Origin of the sequence: Chryseobacterium salipaludis (assembly GCF_022968825.1) — a bacterium.
GTDB lineage: Bacteria > Bacteroidota > Bacteroidia > Flavobacteriales > Weeksellaceae > Kaistella > Kaistella salipaludis.
This window is the reverse complement of the sequence record NZ_JALHKS010000006.1, coordinates 112,079-131,070: the sequence shown is the minus strand read 5'-3', so window position 1 is coordinate 131,070 and position 18,992 is coordinate 112,079. Positions and strand designations below refer to the sequence as shown.

Annotated in this window: 17 protein-coding genes, 5 tRNA genes and 1 pseudogene; 21 read left to right on the top strand and 2 right to left on the bottom strand. The window is 44.5% G+C overall.

Annotation, left to right across the window (positions count from 1 at the left end):
• The first annotated feature begins 39 nt into the window (after positions 1 to 39).
• The 21 genes and pseudogenes from rpsU (at position 40) to MVI27_RS10475 (ending at position 16,269) form a co-directional block, all read left to right on the top strand.
• The gene (gene rpsU, locus MVI27_RS10575) at positions 40 to 237 is read left to right on the top strand and encodes a 30S ribosomal protein S21 (protein ID WP_246961634.1); all 198 of its coding nucleotides are present in this window, start codon (positions 40 to 42) and stop codon (positions 235 to 237) included.
• 86 nt (positions 238 to 323) lie between these two features.
• A complete protein-coding gene (locus MVI27_RS10570) occupies positions 324 to 1,211 on the top strand; it encodes a tyrosine-type recombinase/integrase (RefSeq protein ID WP_246961632.1) in 888 nt (295 codons plus the stop codon).
• On the top strand, positions 1,208 to 1,498 hold the full coding sequence (locus tag MVI27_RS10565) for an HPF/RaiA family ribosome-associated protein (RefSeq protein ID WP_246961630.1): 291 nt from the start codon (positions 1,208 to 1,210) through the stop codon (positions 1,496 to 1,498). The genes MVI27_RS10570 and MVI27_RS10565 overlap by 4 nt, the downstream gene beginning before the upstream one ends.
• A 102-nt stretch (positions 1,499 to 1,600) precedes the next feature.
• Positions 1,601 to 1,674, top strand: a tRNA-Thr gene (locus tag MVI27_RS10560).
• An 18-nt stretch (positions 1,675 to 1,692) separates the two neighbouring features.
• Positions 1,693 to 1,775: transfer RNA gene (locus MVI27_RS10555), tRNA-Tyr, on the top strand.
• Between the two features lie 76 nt (positions 1,776 to 1,851).
• Positions 1,852 to 1,924, top strand: a tRNA-Gly gene (locus tag MVI27_RS10550).
• Positions 1,925 to 2,032: 108 nt separating this feature from the next.
• A tRNA-Thr gene (locus tag MVI27_RS10545) sits at positions 2,033 to 2,104 on the top strand.
• Between the two features lie 127 nt (positions 2,105 to 2,231).
• The gene (locus MVI27_RS10540) at positions 2,232 to 2,918 is read left to right on the top strand and encodes a response regulator transcription factor (protein ID WP_246961628.1); all 687 of its coding nucleotides are present in this window, start codon (positions 2,232 to 2,234) and stop codon (positions 2,916 to 2,918) included.
• Positions 2,915 to 4,270, top strand: coding sequence for a HAMP domain-containing sensor histidine kinase (locus MVI27_RS10535; RefSeq protein ID WP_246961626.1), 1,356 nt, complete (start codon positions 2,915 to 2,917; stop codon positions 4,268 to 4,270). Before MVI27_RS10540 ends, MVI27_RS10535 begins: the two co-directional genes overlap by 4 nt.
• Before the next feature lie 99 nt (positions 4,271 to 4,369).
• Complete coding sequence (locus MVI27_RS10530; RefSeq protein WP_246961624.1) at positions 4,370 to 5,614, top strand: TolC family protein; 1,245 nt, start codon at positions 4,370 to 4,372, stop codon at positions 5,612 to 5,614.
• Positions 5,615 to 5,619: 5 nt separating this feature from the next.
• On the top strand, positions 5,620 to 6,708 hold the full coding sequence (locus tag MVI27_RS10525) for an efflux RND transporter periplasmic adaptor subunit (protein WP_246961622.1): 1,089 nt from the start codon (positions 5,620 to 5,622) through the stop codon (positions 6,706 to 6,708).
• Positions 6,709 to 6,750: 42 nt separating this feature from the next.
• Positions 6,751 to 9,849 carry an efflux RND transporter permease subunit gene (locus tag MVI27_RS10520; protein ID WP_246961620.1) on the top strand — a complete coding sequence of 1,033 codons (3,099 nt, stop codon included), beginning with the start codon at positions 6,751 to 6,753 and terminating at the stop codon, positions 9,847 to 9,849.
• Between the two features lie 260 nt (positions 9,850 to 10,109).
• The gene (gene tuf, locus MVI27_RS10515) at positions 10,110 to 11,297 is read left to right on the top strand and encodes an elongation factor Tu (RefSeq protein ID WP_246961618.1); all 1,188 of its coding nucleotides are present in this window, start codon (positions 10,110 to 10,112) and stop codon (positions 11,295 to 11,297) included.
• Positions 11,298 to 11,356: 59 nt separating this feature from the next.
• A tRNA-Trp gene (locus tag MVI27_RS10510) sits at positions 11,357 to 11,427 on the top strand.
• Between the two features lie 13 nt (positions 11,428 to 11,440).
• The gene (gene secE, locus MVI27_RS10505) at positions 11,441 to 11,644 is read left to right on the top strand and encodes a preprotein translocase subunit SecE (protein ID WP_246961616.1); all 204 of its coding nucleotides are present in this window, start codon (positions 11,441 to 11,443) and stop codon (positions 11,642 to 11,644) included.
• A gap of 14 nt (positions 11,645 to 11,658) precedes the next feature.
• Entirely contained in the window at positions 11,659 to 12,204 is a 546-nt protein-coding gene (gene nusG, locus MVI27_RS10500; protein WP_246961614.1) for a transcription termination/antitermination protein NusG, read from the top strand.
• 267 nt (positions 12,205 to 12,471) lie between these two features.
• On the top strand, positions 12,472 to 12,915 hold the full coding sequence (gene rplK, locus MVI27_RS10495) for a 50S ribosomal protein L11 (RefSeq protein ID WP_246961612.1): 444 nt from the start codon (positions 12,472 to 12,474) through the stop codon (positions 12,913 to 12,915).
• Between the two features lie 11 nt (positions 12,916 to 12,926).
• Entirely contained in the window at positions 12,927 to 13,619 is a 693-nt protein-coding gene (gene rplA, locus MVI27_RS10490) for a 50S ribosomal protein L1 (protein WP_246961610.1), read from the top strand.
• 13 nt (positions 13,620 to 13,632) lie between these two features.
• The gene (rplJ, locus tag MVI27_RS10485; protein ID WP_246961608.1) at positions 13,633 to 14,166 is read left to right on the top strand and encodes a 50S ribosomal protein L10; all 534 of its coding nucleotides are present in this window, start codon (positions 13,633 to 13,635) and stop codon (positions 14,164 to 14,166) included.
• 54 nt (positions 14,167 to 14,220) lie between these two features.
• Complete coding sequence (rplL, locus tag MVI27_RS10480) at positions 14,221 to 14,592, top strand: 50S ribosomal protein L7/L12 (RefSeq protein ID WP_246961606.1); 372 nt, start codon at positions 14,221 to 14,223, stop codon at positions 14,590 to 14,592.
• A 128-nt stretch (positions 14,593 to 14,720) separates the two neighbouring features.
• Positions 14,721 to 16,269 (top strand): annotated as a pseudogene (locus MVI27_RS10475) (IS1182 family transposase).
• A 133-nt stretch (positions 16,270 to 16,402) separates the two neighbouring features.
• Here the strand turns inward: MVI27_RS10475 and MVI27_RS10470 are convergent.
• Both MVI27_RS10470 and MVI27_RS10465 read right to left on the bottom strand, forming a co-directional pair.
• Positions 16,403 to 17,167 carry a TIGR03915 family putative DNA repair protein gene (locus MVI27_RS10470; RefSeq protein ID WP_246961604.1) on the bottom strand — a complete coding sequence of 255 codons (765 nt, stop codon included), beginning with the start codon at positions 17,165 to 17,167 and terminating at the stop codon, positions 16,403 to 16,405.
• Entirely contained in the window at positions 17,167 to 18,426 is a 1,260-nt protein-coding gene (locus tag MVI27_RS10465) for a putative DNA modification/repair radical SAM protein (protein ID WP_246961602.1), read from the bottom strand. The genes MVI27_RS10470 and MVI27_RS10465 overlap by 1 nt, the downstream gene beginning before the upstream one ends.
• Between the last annotated feature and the right edge of the window lie 566 nt (positions 18,427 to 18,992).

Genomic DNA, 18,992 nt, shown 5'->3' with positions numbered 1-18,992 from the left:
AATAATCTTACTTTTGCAATCCAAAATGAGATGTAAAATATGTTAATTATCCCAGTAAAAGACGGCGAAGCTATCGACAGAGCGCTGAAAAAGTACAAAAGAAAGTTTGATAAAACAGGTGTGATCAGAGCCCTGAGAAGCAGACAGCAGTTTAACAAACCTTCTGTAGTAAACAGACAAGCGAGACTGAAAGCAGCGCACAAGCAAAGAAACCTGAGCTTGGAAGAGCAGGCTTAAGCCGAAATTTTATTACATCATATACTAAATCACCCCTTGGCCGGTTATAGCTGAGAGGTGATTTTTTATTTTTATACATTAGCGGGATGACAGAGCGATTTCTTGAATATCTGGCGGCGGAAAAACGCTATTCGCCAAACACGATACTGAGCTACAAAAAAGATCTTATGGATTTCGTGGGATTTGTGCAGCAAACCGAAGGGCACGATAATCCGCTGCGTGCCGACCGTAAAGTCGTGCGGAATTTCATTGCGCAACTCAGCCAGGACGGGCTGGCACGACGCACAATTAACCGTAAATTATCAGCATTGCGAAGCTTTTATGTTTTTATGCTGCGTCTTGGTGAACTCAAAGAATCCCCTGTGGATGGCATTGCCTCCCTCAAGTTTTATGCTGAAAAACAAATTCCCTTCTCACATGAGGAGATGGAACAGTTGCAGCAGCAGGATCCGTTTACGGGAAAAAATGCAGCGTTAAAAGAATTAATAATTGAGGTGTTGTATCAGACCGGCATGCGGCGGATGGAACTTTGCAATCTGACACTCAATGATGTAGATTTGGAGGCCCAGGAAATGCGCGTGCACGGAAAAGGAAACCGGATGCGGATCATCCCAATTTCTGCCTGGCTGGCGTCCAGAATGGCAGCATATTTGAAACAACGACCTGGCCGGGATGGCGCAGAACAGGCGTTTTTCATCAACAGCAGCGGCAAAAAGCTGAATCCCAAATTTGTTTATTCTGCCGTAAATAATTACCTTAGTACGGTAACTACGAAGATGAAAAAGAGTCCTCATATTCTTCGCCACACTTTTGCAACCCATGTGCTGGATAACGGTGCTGAAATCTCCCGTGTAAAGAAAATCATGGGGCATCAGTCACTGGCTTCCACACAGGTATATACACACGCAAATATTGAACAATTAAAAAAAGTGTTTAACAACGCTCATCCCAGAGCTAAAAAATCTGAATTATGAAAATTACTGTACAAGCCCTCGGGGTAACCCCGCACGCACCACTGGAAGAGTATCTGCAAAAAAAACTCAACAAGCTGGAAACTTTCTATGACAAGATTCACGGGTGCCAGGTATTCCTGAAAGTTGAAAACACAACCGATAAGGAAAATAAAACAGCGGAGATTATTCTTGCGGTTCCGGGTGATGATATTGTGGTGAAGAAGACCTGTGCTTCCTTTGAGGAAAGTATTGACCTTTGTGCAGAAACAGCTAAGAAGCTGCTAATCAAGAAAAAGGAAATGGCCTGATAAAAAGATTTGAAAAAAGTCTTGTAAAAATTTGTAGGTTTCAAAAAAACTCCCTTATATTTGCACTCGCAAAAAGAGATCAGAAGTTCTTTAGAAATCTTTGCCTCCTTAGCTCAGTTGGCCAGAGCACGTGATTTGTAATCTCGGGGTCGTGGGTTCGAATCCCTCAGGAGGCTCGTTTAAAAATAATGATTGGGGAGATTCCAGAGTGGCCAAATGGATCAGACTGTAACTCTGCTGTCTTACGACTTCGCAGGTTCGAATCCTGCTCTCCCCACTCTTTTTTTTCTTGCAGTATTTAAAAATTGTTTTAAATTTGCAAGCGTTACCAACACCTTTTGGAAACAAAATCTGCGGAAGTAGCTCAGTTGGTAGAGCGTCAGCCTTCCAAGCTGAATGTCGCGAGTTCGACCCTCGTCTTCCGCTCTAAGAAATCACAACCTCTCGGCGGCTTGTGATTTTTTTTTAAACTTTTTGCCGACTTAGTCTCGTCATAAATGACGAGACGCTTCCTTCAAAAGGAAGACACCATTTGCCGACTTAGCTCAGGGGTAGAGCGCTTCCTTGGTAAGGAAGAGGTCGTGAGTTCAAATCTCATAGTTGGCTCTGTTAAAATTCCGTCAGTTACTGCTGGCGGAATTTTTTTATTGCATGCTTTCCTGATGCTGCCGCCAAAGCGGCATTTTCTTAAGCCCGTCTTTTTTGCTATATTACCCCTCCTTTACAATTGAGCATGACGAAGATTCTTTTACTGGAAGACGATTTAATTCTATCGGCCGAACTCGGAAAATTTCTGGAGAATAATAATTTCGAGGTGAAAAAAGTGTATGACGGTACGATGTTTTTGGCCGAAATTGTGCGCGCTTCTTATGACGTGTATCTGCTCGACATCAATGTGCCGGCAATGAGCGGACTGGATATTTGCGCTGCTGTGCGCGAACAGGACGAGCAAACGCCGATCATCATGATTTCAGCCTACGGTGACCTGGAGGATAAAAAAGAAGCCTTCAACCGCCTCGCTGATGATTATCTGGTCAAGCCTTTCCAGTTTGAAGAATTGCTGCTGCGCATTCAATCGCTTATCCGCCGGAAAAATACAGCAGAAACCGGTACAGATGAAGTCATCTATGTGGCGGATCTCAGCATTAATAAAACGGAGCAAAAAGTTTTTCGCGCCGGCCGTGAAATTACGCTTACGGTAAAAGAATTTCAGTTATTGCTTTTGCTGGCAGAGAACGTGGGCCGCACTTTCTCCAAACAGCAGATCTCGGAGCAGGTGTGGCAGCATAACTTTAACACCAATACCAATACGGTGGAAGTGTACATTAATTTCCTGCGGAAAAAGATTGATAAAGATTTTGATCAAAAACTGATTCACACCCGATCCGGCTTCGGATATTTTCTGCAGGGGCGCTCATGAATTTAAAGAATAAAATCGCGCTGAATGTCAGCCTGCTGTTTTCAGTATTTCTGGGCGCGGTGCTCTTTATCATTTATTTATTCTTTGCTGAATTCCGGAAAGAAGAATTTACGGATATCCTGAAAGACCGGATTTACACGGTTGCCAATTACTTTACCGGCGGCCGCGATGAAGCAGAAGTCCAGAACCTGGAACTGATTACTTCCACACCGACCTACGCTATTCAGAAAGAAGAAATACTGGTTTTTAATAAAGAATTTGAGCTCGTCTACAGTTCCGTGATTGATATGGAAGTGGACTGGAGCAATGAAGATCTCAGAGCCCTGCGCGACCACGGCATGATCTACCGCCGGGAAAACGATTCCGAAATCTACGGCGAGAAAATCAACGGACGCTACTTCATGATCGAATCGGAAGATATTCTGGGTAAGGAAAAACTGGATTATCTGAGTACCGTGATGCTCATCGTTTTCTTTACAGGCAGCGCGCTTGTCTGGATCCTGAGTTTCCTCTTTGCCCGGAAAGTGATGGCACCGCTGGATCTCTTTCAGCAGAAAATTACGCGCATCTCCGCTAATAACCTGAATGAACGCCTGCCAGAAACCGATCGCCGGGATGAAATAAATCTGCTGGCAAAAGTTTTTAATACGATGCTGCGTCGCATTGATAAGTCTTATTCCTCTCAAAAAGAATTCACGGCCAGCGCCTCCCATGAAATCAAAACACCGCTTACCCGAATTGCCTTCCAGCTGGAAAATCTGTCCGGGATAGAAAAGCATAATCCTGAAACCGCTGGTTACATCTCACGCATTTCCGAAGAAGTTTATCAGCTGTCTGATATTGTAAATTCTTTGCTGTTGCTGGCCAAACTGGAGGAGCAGGAATTACAGCGCGAGTTTACAGATGTGCGGATTGATGAAGTCATCTTTGATGCTTTTGGGAACGTGAAGAAAAACTTTCCTGATTTTCAGCTTCATTTTAATATTAATGAGAATGAATATTCCGGTGAGCTGACGGTTCGTGGTTTAAAACCTTTGCTGGATACCGTTTTTATTAATTTATTTAAAAATGCCTGCCTGTACAGCTATATACCTTTTGTAGAAGTGGAGATAACCGAGGACGACCGAACAATCACTGCCGTAGTAATGTCGCGCGGCCAGCTGATTACAGAAACGGAAAAAGAAAACCTGTTTGAAGCTTTCCGGCGCGGCGCCGATACTCAGTTTCGCAGTGGTTCCGGGCTCGGTCTGCGTATTTGTCAACGAATTCTGGAATTCCATCAGGCCGCCATTGCATACCATTCAGCCGGCACAGATCAAAATATTTTTACCGTCACTTTCCGCCATCTTTAAAAGAGCGTAATGCCCGTAGTTTAAGTTTTTTTTAATCAAATTTAAAGCAGCTTTTAAGCTTTAGAGCGAATTTTTGCAGCCTTAATCTTACTAAAGAATATGAAGCAAAAATTTTTCGCTTTACTGCTTTTGGTTCCGGCTGCTGTTTTTTCTCAGCAAAAAATCACCCTGGCGGAGTGCGAAACAGCTTTTGTCCGCAACAATATGGAACTGCTGGCGGAGCAATACAATATTCCGGCGCAGGACGCAGAAGTTTTACATGCGCGGATCTGGGACCTTCCGGAAATCAGTTTTGAGTCCAATCTCATCCGGCCGAGCCAGCCCAGCTTTTTTAATATCGGTGCACACAAAGAACTGGCGGTGGAGCAGCTCTTTCTGCTGGGCGGCAAAAGACGGAACGAAATAGCGCTAGCCAAATCCAACCGCGAACTGGCCGTACTTCAGCTGGAAGAACTGCTGGTTAATCTGCAGGCAGAACTGCGTGAAAATTTCTATGCCTTGTTTTATGAGCATAAAAAACTGGGAAACATTGATGATCAGCTTGTGTACATGAACGAACTGCTGGAAGCGTACCGCATTCAGACTTCGAAAGGGAATATTGCCCTGCGGGATCAGGTAAGGCTGCAGGCGATCGTCATGGCTTTATCTGCTGACCGGCTCGAGGTTACAAATGAAATCACCGAGCGGACCCGGCGCTTGGCCACGCTGCTCGGAACGGAAGAAGAATTTATCCCTGACCTGTCGCAAGACGAAGAAGAGAGCAAACTTACGGCGGCCCCGCTTTTTGGCTTACCCGAATTACAGGAAAAAGCGAGAGCATTCAATCCCGGCTACCGCTATGCAGTACACCTCACCGAAACACAGCAGATTAATTACAAACTACAGAAATCCCTGATCACGCCTGATCTCACCGCCGGACTGCAATGGAATCAGAACAGCGGTATTTTTCATAATGAGGTCAACTTCAGTGTTGGAATTCCGCTGCCGCTCTGGAAAAAAAATGCTGGCAATGTGGAGTTGGCCAAAGTGCAGATCATTCAGGCTGAACAACTGGCCGCCGCACAACGGCTGCAGCTGGATAATGAAGTTGCCGCCGCATATAAAAAGTGGGAGCAGCACTGGCAGTTTTATGCCAATCTCTCGCCACAGGACTGGCAGGATATGCAGACGGTTTATCGCGGAATCTTAAAAAATTTCCGGAGCGGAAACGTCACCTTGTTAGACTTCACAGACTTTATTGACAGTTACCGGGAAACTGCCCTGCAACGCTACGAAATGAAAAAACAAATTATGATCACGGCTGCTGAACTCAGCCGCCTTACCCAAAACACCCTTTTTAAATAAAACAGATGACACGATCCATACCATTATTCCTGGCTGTTTTTCTATTGGCAGGCTGCAGTAAAGACACTGCGAAACAGCAAAGCCTTCAAACCGAGAAAGCTTTTATCGTCAGCAATACCATGATGAAATCCACACGCCTGGCCGAAGTGCAGGAGGAATACGTGCGCACAGAAATGCGTTTTTTTGGCAAAATTGAGGCTGATAAGAATAAGTATATTGATATCTATCCGCTCGTGGGCGGAAATGTGATTTCAGTAAACGCGGAACTGGGCGATTTTGTACAAAAAGGGCAGGTGCTTGCCACCATCCGTTCCACGGAAGTAGCCGGTTTCCAGAAAGAGCTGGCCAATGCGCGTACTGATCTGGCAACTGCCAAAAATAATCTGCGGGTAGCGCAAGAAATGTACGAAGGAAAATTGGGCACCGAAAAAGAAGTTCGCGAAGCCCGCAGTGAAGTGCAGAAAGCACAGGACGAATTGAGGCGCTCACAGTCCGTGAATCAGGTGCACGGCATCCGCTCCGGAAATATCTATTCCGTTACGGCGCCCATCAGTGGCTATATCGTGGAAAAGAATATCAATAAAGACATGCAGCTGCGCAGCGACAGCAGCGATAATATTTTCGATGTGGCGAATACCTCGGAGGTTTGGGCTATTGTGAATATAAACGAAAGCGATATCAATAAAATTTCGGTGGGCATGAAGGCGGAAGTATCTACCCTGACTGATCCGGAGCGCGTTTATCACGGCAAGATCGATAAGATTTTTAAAATTATCAATCCGGAAACCAATTCCATGCAGGCCAAGGTGATTCTGGATAATACGGACGGCTCACTGATTCCCGACAGCAAAGCGATGATTAAAGTGAAAAAAATATCAGACCAGATCGGATTATCAGTTCCGGCCGAGGCGTTGATTTTTGACCAGAACAAATATTTCGTGGTGGTTTTTAAATCACAGAATAATATTCGGATGCAGGAAGTAAAAATACTGCAACAAACGGAAAACACGGCTTTCATTGCTGAGGGACTTTCCGCCGGTGACAAAGTGGTTACACAAAACCAACTGATGTTCTACCGCAGCCTGACCGACTAAACCCCAGCCTTTTACCTTTTCACTTTCAGACCGACTTTTTTCATGAATAAATTTATTAAAAACATTATCGCCTTTTCGCTGAAGAATAAAGCATTCACCTTTGTGTGGGTGGGAATTCTGGCGATTGCGGGTTTTGTCAGTTTTAAAAATATGCCGATTGAGGCTTTCCCAGATGTCACCAATACGCAGATCATCATCATTACCCAGTGGAACGGGCGCAGTGCCGAGGAAGTAGAGCGTTTTGTGACCACACCCATTGAGCTCTCGATGAGTTCGGTCCAGAAGAAAAGCAACATCCGGAGTAATACGATGTTCGGACTGTCCATCGTCACCATCAATTTTGAAGATGGCGTGGAAGACTTTTTCGCCCGAAACCAAGTGAACGTCCAGCTGCAGACCGTAGACCTGCCCGACGGCACAGAGGTGGAAGTGCAGCCACCTTTCGGACCGACGGGTGAAATCTTCCGGTATATTCTGCACAGTCCCAAGAAGGATTCACGCGAACTGCTAACGCTACAGAACTGGGTGGTGGACCGCGCCATCCGCAGTGTGCCCGGTATTGCAGATGTGAGCGTCTTCGGCGGACAAGAAAAAACATTTGAACTCAATCTGGACCCCAGAAAGCTGGAGCAATATAAACTTACCACGGCACAGGTCTTTGAAGCAGTGGAAAGCAGCAACCTGAATGTAGGTGGTGATGTGATTGAACGCAGCGGGCAGTCCTACGTAGTCCGCGGAATCGGTTTGCTGCAATCCACCAGTGATATTGAAAATGTTATCATCCGGAATGACAGCGGTAATCCCGTGCTGGTCAGAAATGTGGCAACGGTGCAGGAAGGATCGCTTCCGCGTGTGGGCCAGGCGGGGTACAATGACATGAGCGATGTGGTGGAAGGTATTGTGATTATGCGCAAAGGGGAAAATCCTCTAGAAGTACTGGAAGGTGTGAAAGCTAAAATCGAAGAACTGAATACCAAGATTTTACCTAAAGATGTAAAGCTCATCACGGTGTACGACCGGAAAGACCTGATGGATTTCACGACCAGTACCATTATGCACAATCTGATTGAAGGAATTATTTTCGTGACGGTGATTGTGTTTCTGTTTATGGCCGACTGGCGCACCACGCTGATTGTTTCCATTGTCATTCCGCTATCGCTGCTGTTTGCGTTTCTGTGTCTGAATATGGCCGGCATGAGTGCCAACCTCCTGTCTCTGGGTGCCGTGGATTTCGGAATTATTATTGACGGCGCCGTTGTCATGGTCGAAGGGATTTTTGTGATGCTCGATCATCGGGCGCGGAAATACGGCATGGCGCGCTTTAATAAACTTGCCAAGGCAGGCTGGATTAAGAATACCGGGACAGGCCTGGGAAAAGCAGTTTTCTTTTCAAAAGTAATTATTATCACTTCTCTGTTGCCGATTTTTGCTTTCCAAAAGGTAGAAGGAAAGATGTTCTCGCCACTTGCCTTTACACTTGGGTTTGCGCTGCTGGGTGCCTTGCTGTTTACCCTGACATTGGTGCCGGTCATGTCTCATATGCTTTTAAATAAAAATGTACGGGAAAAGAGAAATGTATTTGCAGAGTTTTGGGAGCGTATCGTCTCGAAAGGTCTGGCAGTAACTTTAAGAAATAAAAAGATCAGCCTGGCCGTATCTCTAAGCTTTCTCGGTTTGACGATCTTGTCTGCAAGATTCCTGGGAACAGAATTTTTACCGCCGCTCAACGAAGGAGCCTTATGGGTAACCGCAGAAATGCCGATGAGCATCAGCCTGAAAGAGTCCTTGAAAACAACGGAAGATCTGAAGAAAACCCTCCGCGAATTTCCGGAAGTTACCAATGTGCTTACGCAGGCGGGCCGAAGCAACGATGGTGCGGACCCGAACGGTTTTGGTTTCGTGCAGTTCTCAGTGGATCTGAAGCCGAAAGAGGAGTGGGGCCGCAAAATCAGCATGGATGAACTTATTGAGGAAATGGACGCTAAACTGAAACGGTTTCAGGGTATTAACTATAACTACTCCCAGCCTATTTCAGACAACGTTGCGGAAGCGGTAGCAGGCTTCAAAGCTGAAAATGGTGTCAAAATATTTGGCGATAATCTGCACACACTGGATGAGTTGGCGCAGCAGGTGTACGGTGTGCTGAAAGACGTGGATGGGGTGAAGGATGCTGGCATCATTCAGAATATCGGGCAGCCGGAACTGGTGGTCGTACTGAACCGGGAGAAGATGGCACAGTACGGCGTGGCCTTGGCGGATGCACAATCTGTGCTGGAGACGGCTTTTGGCGGGGTCACGGCTTCTGAATTATATGATGGCGACCGCAAATTTGATATCCGGATCCGGTATGATCAGGAATTCAGAAAAGATGAAAAAGATTTGGCGCGGCTGATGGTCCCCACGCAGGACGATATGCTGATTCCCATGAACGAAATTTCGGAAATCCAGCAGGACAACGGTGCAGCCTTTATCTACCGTGATAATGTGCAGCGGTACATCGGTGTGAAATTCTCGGTGCGCGACCGGGATCTGGGCAGCACCATTTCCGAAGCGCAGCAAAAGATCGATAAACTGGATCTTCCGCAAGGGTATTCGATCGGCTGGACGGGGCAGTTTGAAAACCAGGAGCGCGCCACTTCGCGCCTCGGGCAGGTGGTTCCGATCAGTCTGGTGATGATTTTCTTCTTGTTGTTTATCCTCTTCGGAAACCTGAAAGATTCATTGCTTGTATTGGCGAATGTTCCGTTTGCTTTGATTGGCGGAATTTTAGCGCTGCATGTAAGCGGTATTAATTTCGGGATTTCGGCGGGTGTAGGTTTTATCGCGCTGTTTGGGATTTGTATTCAGAACGGCGTAATTCTTCTCTCTGAATTTCACCATAACCAAAAACGCGGGCTGGAAATACTCGCTGGTATTGTGGAAGCGGTGAAGGTGCGTACGCGGCCCGTGGTGATGACAGCGCTGATGGCCTCGGTGGGACTATTGCCGGCCGCTTTATCCACAGGCATCGGGTCTGAATCACAGAAACCACTGGCAGTTGTAATTATAGGCGGACTGATTACAGCGACGGTGCTCACGCTGCTGGTATTCCCGATTATTTACTGGCTTTTTTATCGGAACTCCGCGAAGGAAAGGGTTTAAAAAAGAATAAACAGAGGTTCACAAAAATTTCCTGAAGAAGGAAGGATTTCCGCGGAATGGTGAATTTTAGGCAGTACATTTTCTGCAATAAATATTTTTATATAAATTTGCAGTCCGATATTTCATTAATGTCCCAACGGTGTGACGCCCTGTTTTTTGGATAATCAGAATTTTTATAAAAAAAGATTTTCGATATTCAAAAAAACACTATATTTGCGCACCGAAAATTTGAATAATTAATTAAATAAATAATTTAAATCATGGCAAAGGAAACGTTTAATCGTAACAAACCACACTTGAACATTGGTACCATCGGTCACGTAGACCATGGTAAAACTACGCTTACTGCTGCAATCAGTAAAGTATTGTCCGATAAAGGTCTGGCAGAAAAAAGAGATTTCTCTGCAATTGACTCTGCACCGGAAGAAAAAGAAAGAGGTATTACTATCAATACATCACACATTGAGTACGAAACTGAAAACAGACACTACGCTCACGTAGACTGCCCGGGTCACGCCGACTATGTTAAGAACATGGTAACTGGTGCTGCGCAGATGGACGGAGCAATCCTGGTGTGTGCTGCTACCGATGGTCCTATGCCACAAACAAGAGAGCACATCCTGCTTTGCCGTCAGGTAAACGTACCTAGAATCGTTGTATTCATGAACAAAGTGGATATGGTTGACGATGCTGAGCTTCTGGAGCTGGTAGAACTTGAACTGAGAGATCTGCTTTCTTCTTACGAATATGACGGAGATAACTCTCCGGTAATCCAAGGATCTGCACTGGGCGCACTGAACGGTGAAGAAAAATGGGTTAAAACTGTTGAAGAACTTATGGATGCTGTTGACAGCTGGATCGAGCAGCCAACAAGAGAGTCTGACAAGCCATTCCTGATGCCAATTGAAGACGTATTCTCAATTACAGGTCGTGGTACTGTGGCTACTGGTAGAATCGAGGCTGGGGTTATCAACTCTGGTGATCCGGTTGACATCGTAGGTATGGGTGATGAGAAACTTACTTCTACTGTAACAGGGGTGGAGATGTTCCGCAAAATCCTGGACAGAGGGGAAGCTGGTGATAACGTAGGTCTGCTGTTGAGAGGTATTGAAAAAACCGACATCAAGAGAGGGATGGTTATCGCAAAACAAGGTTCTGTGAAGCCACACAAAAAATTCAAAGCTGAGGTGTATATCCTTTCTAAAGAAGAAGGTGGACGTCACACTCCATTCCACAACAAATACCGTCCTCAGTTCTACGTAAGAACTACTGACGTAACAGGTGAGATCTTCTTGCCGGAAGGGGTAGAAATGGTAATGCCAGGTGATAACCTTACTATTACTGTTGAGTTGCTTCAGCCAATCGCACTGAACGTAGGTCTTCGTTTCGCAATCCGCGAAGGTGGTAGAACTGTAGGTGCAGGTCAGGTAACTGAAATCCTAGAGTAATTTATTGCGCTGATAAGCGCTACCAATACAGTTCCGCAAGGCAACTTGCGGAACTTCTTACGGGCATCGTCCAATGGTAGGATACCGGTCTCCAAAACCGTTGATCAGGGTTCGAATCCTTGTGCCCGTGCAAATAAAAGATAATGAGCTTAGCAAATTTTATTAAAGGTTCGTACATCGAGTTTAAAGAAAAGGTAGAATGGCCGAAGTGGCCTATGCTGCAGTCTTCCACGGTAGTAGTTACGGTGGCAACTGTGATCCTTGCGCTTTTTGTTTTCGGTGTGGATTCGCTTTTCAATAAAGCAATTACGAACTTCATTACCCTCGCTATCGGTATGTTCAATTAAATTGTTTTCCTAAGATGAGTGAGCTGAAGTGGTATGTGCTGAAATCCGTAAGCGGTCAGGAAAATAAAGTGAAGACCTACATCGAGAATGAAATGAAGCACCATGGTTTCGAAGACTTCGTTACGCAGGTGGTCATTCCGATGGAAAAGGTAATCCAGATTAAAAACGGGAAGAAGGTTCCGAAGGAGCGCCCGTACTATCCCGGATACCTGATGGTAGAGGCTAATCTGGTCGGAGAAATTCCGCACATCATTAAAAATATTCCCGGTGTAATTTCTTTCCTGAGTTCTACCAAAGGAGGAGATCCGGTGCCGATGCGTAAGTCCGAAGTGAACCGTATGCTGGGCCGTATGGATGAACTTTCCGAATACGCCGTAGAGCAGGCAATTCCATTTGTAGTGGGAGAGAATGTAAAAGTAATCGACGGACCATTTAATGGTTTCAACGGTACGGTAGAAAAACTGCTGGAGGATAAGAAGAAGATTGAAGTCTCCGTGATGATCTTCGGCAGAAAAACACCGATGGAACTTAGTTTCATGCAGGTTGAAAAAGTAATGTAAACACATAGTTTCGAAATAATTAAATCCATTTTCGCGAGAAAGTGGATTTTTTTGTGCTGTATAAAAGAAAAGATTTTGAGTACTGTGGTTTCTGTGCGCAAATTAAATTCAGATTTAACTTAAAAATCAATCAATTAACGTTTGCAGAATTAAATTTAATTCTTAATTTTGCAGCCTGAAATGTGAAGTAGCCGGGTGAGACGGCGGCTTTGCAAATTTATAAATGCTTCCACATTCATAAATTACCTAATTATTTAAACAACAACAATGGCTAAAAAAGTCTTTAAAATGGTGAAACTCCAGGTGAAAGGAGGGGCAGCGAACCCTTCTCCGCCAGTAGGTCCCGCACTGGGTTCTGCAGGGGTGAACATCATGGAATTCTGCAAGCAGTTCAACGGACGTACGCAAGATAAAGCCGGGCAGGTTCTGCCGGTAGTAATTACGGTGTACGAAGACAAATCTTTCGAATTTGTTATCAAAACCCCACCTGCTGCAATTCAGCTGCTGGATGCATCCAAGCAGAAAAAAGGTTCCGGTGAACCGAACCGCGCCAAAGTAGGAAGTGTAACCTGGGAACAGGTGAAAAAAATTGCTGAAGATAAAATGAGCGACCTGAACTGCTTTACTTTGGATTCTGCAATGACCATGGTAGCGGGTACGGCCCGTTCAATGGGACTGAGAGTGACAGGAACTAAACCCACTAACGCTTAAACCCAATAGACATGGCAAAACTGACGAAAAAGCAAAAGGAAGCTTTAAGCAAAGTAGAAAAAAATAAAGTGTACTCTCTGGACGAAGCCTCTTCGCTGGTGAAAGAAGTAAACTTCGCAAAATTTGATGCCTCAATTGATATTGCAGTGCGTTTGGGTGTAGATCCAAGAAAAGCAAACCAGATGGTAAGAGGAGTTGTTTCCCTGCCACACGGTACCGGTAAAGATGTGAAAGTTCTTGCGCTGGTAACACCGGATAAAGAAGCTGAAGCGAAAGAAGCGGGTGCTGATTATGTGGGTCTGGATGAATATCTGCAAAAAATCAAAGAGGGCTGGACAGATGTTGATGTAATTGTAACCATGCCTGCTGTAATGGGTAAACTGGGTCCTCTGGGTCGTATCCTGGGTCCGCGTGGCTTGATGCCGAACCCAAAATCAGGTACCGTAACGATGGAAATTGGTAAAGCAGTTTCTGAAGTGAAATCTGGTAAAATTGATTTTAAAGTAGATAAATACGGTATTATCCACGCCGGTATTGGTAAAGTGTCTTTTGATGCTGCCAAAATCCGCGAAAATGCAGCTGAGCTGATCCAGACACTGGTGAAACTCAAGCCAACTGCAGCGAAGGGTACCTACGTGAAAAGCATCTACTTATCTTCTACCATGAGTCCGGGGATTGCAATTGATACTAAATCTGTAAACTAAAATCTGTAAGACAATGACAAAAGAAGATAAAGTATTAGTAATACAAGATATCAAAGATATGCTGCAGGATGCCAAAGTGGTATATGTAGCAAATCTGGAAGGAATGAATGCTGCTGCGACTTCAGATTTCAGAAGACAGGCTTTCAAGAACAATATTTCCCTGAAAGTTGTTAAGAACACCCTGCTGCAGAAAGCGATGGAGCAAATGGAAGGAGTAGATTACTCTGAAATGTTCCAGAGCTTCAAAGGGAATTCCGCTTTGATGATTTCTGAAACAGCGAATGCTCCGGCAAAACTGATTCAGAACTTCAGAAAAAAAGAAACCATCCCGGCGCTGAAATCAGCGTACCTGCAGGAAACTTTCTATGTAGGAGATGAAAACCTCGATACCCTGGCGAACATCAAGTCCAGAGAGGAAATGATTGGTGAAATCATCGGATTGCTCCAGTCGCCTATCCGCAACGTACTGTCTGCGCTTCAGAACAAAGAAGAAGCTGCCGGTGCACAGGATAACACTGCTGAAGGTGAAGCACCTGCAGCTGAGTAATCAGAACTCAAAAAAAAACAACAATAAATCGTTCAACAATTAAACATTATTAAGATGTCAGATTTAAAAAACTTAGCGGAAACGCTTGTAAACCTTACTGTAAAAGACGTAAACGAATTAGCTACCATCCTGAAGGATGAGTACGGAATTGAGCCTGCTGCTGCAACTGTAGTTGCTGCTGCTGGTGGTGCTGGTGGTGATGCTGCTGAAGAAAAAACAGAATTCGACGTGATCCTGAAATCAGCTGGTGGCTCTAAACTTGCAGTTGTAAAACTGGTTAAAGATCTTACAGGCGCTGGTCTGAAAGATGCTAAAGACATGGTAGACAACGCTCCGACTCCAATCAAAGAAGGAATCGCTAAAGACGAAGCTGAAGCTCTGAAAAAGCAACTGGAAGAAGCAGGTGCTGAAGTAGAACTGAAGTAATCATCTTGCCACAGTTTACTGTACATAAAAAAAGAAGAAGCCGTCTCAATACTGAGGCGGTTTTTTTTGCTTTATTGGGAGCTTTTTTTGTACAATTTATTGGTTTTTAGTATCTTTAAGTATTGATAATCAATGCTATGAGTATTAAATTTAAGGATTACAACCAACAGCAAAGCTGGCTTTTTCCACCCTCGATTGAAGAGTTGATTCCACAGGATCATCCAGTGCGGATCGTGAATGGAGTTATTGAACAACTGGACTTAAGGTTACTTGTAGATGAATACAGTCATGAAGGTAAGCCGGGTTATCATCCCAAGATGCTTCTCAAAGTGATGGTGTATGCCTACATGGACAATATTTACTCCAGCAGGAAAATAGAAAAAGCCATGCGCGAGAACATCAATTTTATGTGGCTCTCTGCCCGGCAGGTGGCAGATCATAACACCCTGGCACGCTTCAGAAGCCAAAAACTTAAAACCATTTTCAAAAGATATCTTTAAACAGGTGGTCATGCTATTGGCACAGGAAGGATTGGTTACTTTAAAAGAAGTTTATACAGATGGCACCAAAATAGAATCTGTGGCAGGCAGATATACTTTTGTGTGGGGCAATGCCATTAAAACCCGCAAGGAGAAGATGGCACGGCAGCTGGAAGAGATGTGGAACTACGCTCAAAGCATTGCTGAAGATGAAGATAAGGATCCCACCCCGCCGGAGTTTAAAACCATTGACAAAGAAAAAATAGAAAAAACGGCCCGGAAAATAGAAAATATCATCCGCAAAAATCCCAAGGCCAGCCCCAAGGCAAAAGCAAAGCTACGCTACATTGAAAAGAATTTTTCGCAGAATCTCGACCGGTATGCCCAGCAGGAAGAACTTCTCCAGGGCCGGGGAAGCTACAGTAAGACCGATCCAGACGCTACCTTTATGCGCATGAAGGATGACCACCTGCAGAATGGCCAGCTTAAGCCAGCTTATAATGTACAGGTAAGTTCCGAGTCGCAGTTCGTGATCCATTACAGCCTGCACCAGACGACCAATGATTTAAACACCTTAAGACCCCACCTAGAAACCTTTGAGAAATTATATGATTTTTTACCAGCGGAGCTTACGGCAGATGCGGGCTACGGCAGCGAAGAAAACTACGATCTGCTGGAAGAAAAGAACATTGAAACCTTCGTAAAATACAATACCTTCGACAAGGAGCATGGCATCTCAAAATCGAAAAGAAAGAAAATCAATGAAGACTTCCACCGCGACAAGCTTTACTATAACGAAGAGAAAGACCAATACATCTGTCCGATGGGGCAGCCCATGGAAAAGATAAGCACCCGGCGAAGAAAAACCAAAAGCGGCCACCATCAAACCAGCAGTGTCTACCAGGCCAAAAACTGCAATGGCTGTCCTGTGCGCGGTACCTGTTTTAAAGCCCAGGGAAACAGAACCCTGGAGCGCAACGCTAATCTGGAGCGGCACAAAGAAAAAATAAGAGAAAATTTACTGAGCGAAATCGGAGAAAAAAAACGCAGACAGCGCACCGCTGATGTAGAGCCTGTGTTTGCCCACATCAAATCCAACCGCAACTTTAAGCGATTTAACCATTACGGTCTACAAAAATGTGAATTGGAGTTCGGCTTACACGCCCTGGCACACAATCTAAGAAAGAAAAGTGCCTGAAAGGTAGCACTTTTGGCTTTTTCTGCAAAAAAATCATCCTTCCCAAAAAAAGTATCATAAAAAGAAGAAATAAAAAAAACCGCCTCAAATGTTGTATCGAGACGGCTTCTTTATTTTGAGCAGACCATCTATATCACCACTTCTCCGGCAGATATTTCCAATACCGTTTCGGCAGCGACTGGACATGAAGTTTTATATTCTTTCTTTCGGGAATATTAGTTTTAAAAAAGTACCGCTGCCATAATTTCTGGTATTGCAATTCACTCTCATGCAAGGTTTCAGCAGTTTTACGTGTGGGAATTATCGTAGTTTGTGTAGGTTCAAACATTTGGACCTCTTCTAAATCATAGAAGGCGCCGTACTGTCTCTTAAAATCATAGATCATCCATTTCTGGTCACGGTAGCGATCCCGGAAATGTTTAATAATGAGCGGCAATACGTTATAATCAGGTTCAATACGGGAAAAGTACATGTCGTCCTGCATTTTTTCAAAACGTACAAAAGCATGCATCCGGTGGATTTCGCGGTTCACGGATTTCACCAGCTTGGAAATCGCCAGAATTCGGTCATCGCCGTAATTCGCCAGAATATTTTTGTCAGTCTGCAACAGCGCTTGCTGCACTGCGTATAAAATAAGCTCCGGCGCGTTGGCGGCCTCCGAAAAATAAACTTTCATCAGCTGCGCGATGCCGGCTTTTTCCAAAGTGATTTCCAGCTTTTTCAGGACACGCTGCGCTTTCTCCGGATCGGTCACCACCTGGTGTTCCTGCGCAAACAAATGCTGAATAATTTCCTCGCCTTCTGCGGCTGGAAGTGCGGGGCTGAAACGGTATTCATACACTTCAAAGATTGCTGTCAGCAGCCCTTCAAAGCTGCCGTCGTACCGAAGAATGGTCATCAGAATAAACTCAGCTGCTGGGAAAAAGGATTCTGGAACTTGGACTGCATTCCGTTTAAAATAATTTTACGGAAATGGCGTTCGTCCAGGTGTTTGGTAAATTCGTTTTGGGCATCAAATTCCACAAAGTATTTTGCGCGGTTGGTGGCAACGCCCATCTTGCGAAGATGATCCAGGTTCAGTTTCTGAAATCTGCGTGCCGCCAGAATTTTACCGACGGATTTGCGCCCGATTCCCGGTACACGAAGAATCATTTCTTTCGGTGCGGTGTTGATATTAACCGGGAACTGATACCGGTTCCGCAGCGCCCACGCCAGTTTGGGATCTACTTCCAGATCCAGAAACGGATTTTGCTGATCCACAATTTCATCTGCTTTGAAACCATAAAACCGCATCAGCCAGTCTGCCTGGTACAATCGGTTTTCGCGAACCATCGGAACCTGGGAGTTAATAGAGGGCAGGCGCGCATCTTCCAGCATCGGCACATAGCCGGAATAGTAAACTCTTTTCAGATTGAAGTTCTTATAGAAATGGTCCGCAACTTTGATGATTTTCAGGTCCGTTTCATTTGTGGCACCCACAATAACCTGCGTGGATTGCCCGGCCGGTGCAAACTTCGGTACATAGCGGAAGATTTTGCGTTCCTCTTTGTATAACGTTACTTCATTCTTTATAAAACCCATCGGCTTGATCATCTCGTCGTGCGATTTCTCGGGTGCCAGTAGTTTAAGGCCGCTTGTTGTGGGAATTTCCAGGTTAATCGAAAGCCGGTCGGCGTACAGGCCCGCTTCTTTCATGAGTTCATCGCTGGCACCGGGAATGGATTTTAAATGAATATATCCATTAAATTTATGTTCAGTACGCAGTTTTTTGGCCACGCGCACCAGTCGTTCCATGGTGGTATCGGCATCTTTGAAAATGCCTGAACTCAGAAATAAACCTTCGATATAATTCCGACGGTAAAAGTTAATGGTCAGATCCACCACTTCCTCCACAGTAAAGGCCGCTCTTTTGATATCATTTGATTTGCGGGAAACACAGTACGCACAATCGTAAATACAATGATTGGTAAGCAGTATTTTCAGCAGAGAAACGCAACGTCCGTCTTCCGTATACGAGTGGCAGATCCCGCTTGCATGACTGTCGCCCAAGCCCCCGTTTTTATTCTTCCGGTTTCCGCCGCTGGAGGAGCATGATACGTCATATTTCGCTGCGTCTGCCAGTATTTCAAGCTTTTCCTGTAGTCTTGGGAAATTCATTAACTCTTGTTTTTTGGTATAGCAAATATACGACCTTATCTGCGAAAATGGTAGGATTTAAGACTATTTAACGTGAATATATTCTAATGGCAATCAGTACTTTAACAGTCTGTATTAATTCAAATTGGATTGTTTTTTTTTAAGTTACAATAAAATCCATCGTATCAGCAGGCGTTTCTATTTTTGCGAAATGCGCGGAAAAATCTACGGGTTCAATCGAACATCTTTATTAAAAATATTAAGTCAAATTTCAAACTCAATCATTGAATTTAGAGAACCAGCCTCACCTTTAAATCATTGATTACAATTCATTTAAACCCATGCGCATTTGCTTTGTATACTATAAATTTCGTACATTTGCAAACCTGTTTGGAGTCTTTAAAATCATTACATATTGAAAATCAATCAGATACTCTTTTAAATTTTTAAAAGAGACTTTGTTGTTTTTAAGTGTGTGCTGGCTTTCAAGGTTTTATTCAGTAAAAATATTTTGCACTACTCCGTGAAAAGATATACCGGCGTTGCAGTTAGGTTTAGATTTCAGAAGACAGAATAAAGAATAAAGA

Bases quoted from the DNA above. Each gene is read 5' to 3' on its own strand.
- rplL (WP_246961606.1), top strand. From the start codon at position 14,221: ATGTCAGATTTAAAAAACTTAGCGGAAACGCTTGTAAACCTTACTGTA.
- MVI27_RS10465 (WP_246961602.1), bottom strand. From the start codon at position 18,426: ATGAATTTCCCAAGACTACAGGAAAAGCTTGAAATACTGGCAGACGCA.
- MVI27_RS10535 (WP_246961626.1), top strand. From the start codon at position 2,915: ATGAATTTAAAGAATAAAATCGCGCTGAATGTCAGCCTGCTGTTTTCA.
- MVI27_RS10470 (WP_246961604.1), bottom strand. From the start codon at position 17,167: ATGACCATTCTTCGGTACGACGGCAGCTTTGAAGGGCTGCTGACAGCA.
- nusG (WP_246961614.1), top strand. From the start codon at position 11,659: ATGAGTGAGCTGAAGTGGTATGTGCTGAAATCCGTAAGCGGTCAGGAA.
- MVI27_RS10520 (WP_246961620.1), top strand. From the start codon at position 6,751: ATGAATAAATTTATTAAAAACATTATCGCCTTTTCGCTGAAGAATAAA.
- rplA (WP_246961610.1), top strand. From the start codon at position 12,927: ATGGCAAAACTGACGAAAAAGCAAAAGGAAGCTTTAAGCAAAGTAGAA.
- MVI27_RS10565 (WP_246961630.1), top strand. From the start codon at position 1,208: ATGAAAATTACTGTACAAGCCCTCGGGGTAACCCCGCACGCACCACTG.
- secE (WP_246961616.1), top strand. From the start codon at position 11,441: ATGAGCTTAGCAAATTTTATTAAAGGTTCGTACATCGAGTTTAAAGAA.
- MVI27_RS10530 (WP_246961624.1), top strand. From the start codon at position 4,370: ATGAAGCAAAAATTTTTCGCTTTACTGCTTTTGGTTCCGGCTGCTGTT.
- rplJ (WP_246961608.1), top strand. From the start codon at position 13,633: ATGACAAAAGAAGATAAAGTATTAGTAATACAAGATATCAAAGATATG.
- MVI27_RS10525 (WP_246961622.1), top strand. From the start codon at position 5,620: ATGACACGATCCATACCATTATTCCTGGCTGTTTTTCTATTGGCAGGC.
- rplK (WP_246961612.1), top strand. From the start codon at position 12,472: ATGGCTAAAAAAGTCTTTAAAATGGTGAAACTCCAGGTGAAAGGAGGG.
- rpsU (WP_246961634.1), top strand. From the start codon at position 40: ATGTTAATTATCCCAGTAAAAGACGGCGAAGCTATCGACAGAGCGCTG.
- tuf (WP_246961618.1), top strand. From the start codon at position 10,110: ATGGCAAAGGAAACGTTTAATCGTAACAAACCACACTTGAACATTGGT.
- MVI27_RS10540 (WP_246961628.1), top strand. From the start codon at position 2,232: ATGACGAAGATTCTTTTACTGGAAGACGATTTAATTCTATCGGCCGAA.
- MVI27_RS10570 (WP_246961632.1), top strand. From the start codon at position 324: ATGACAGAGCGATTTCTTGAATATCTGGCGGCGGAAAAACGCTATTCG.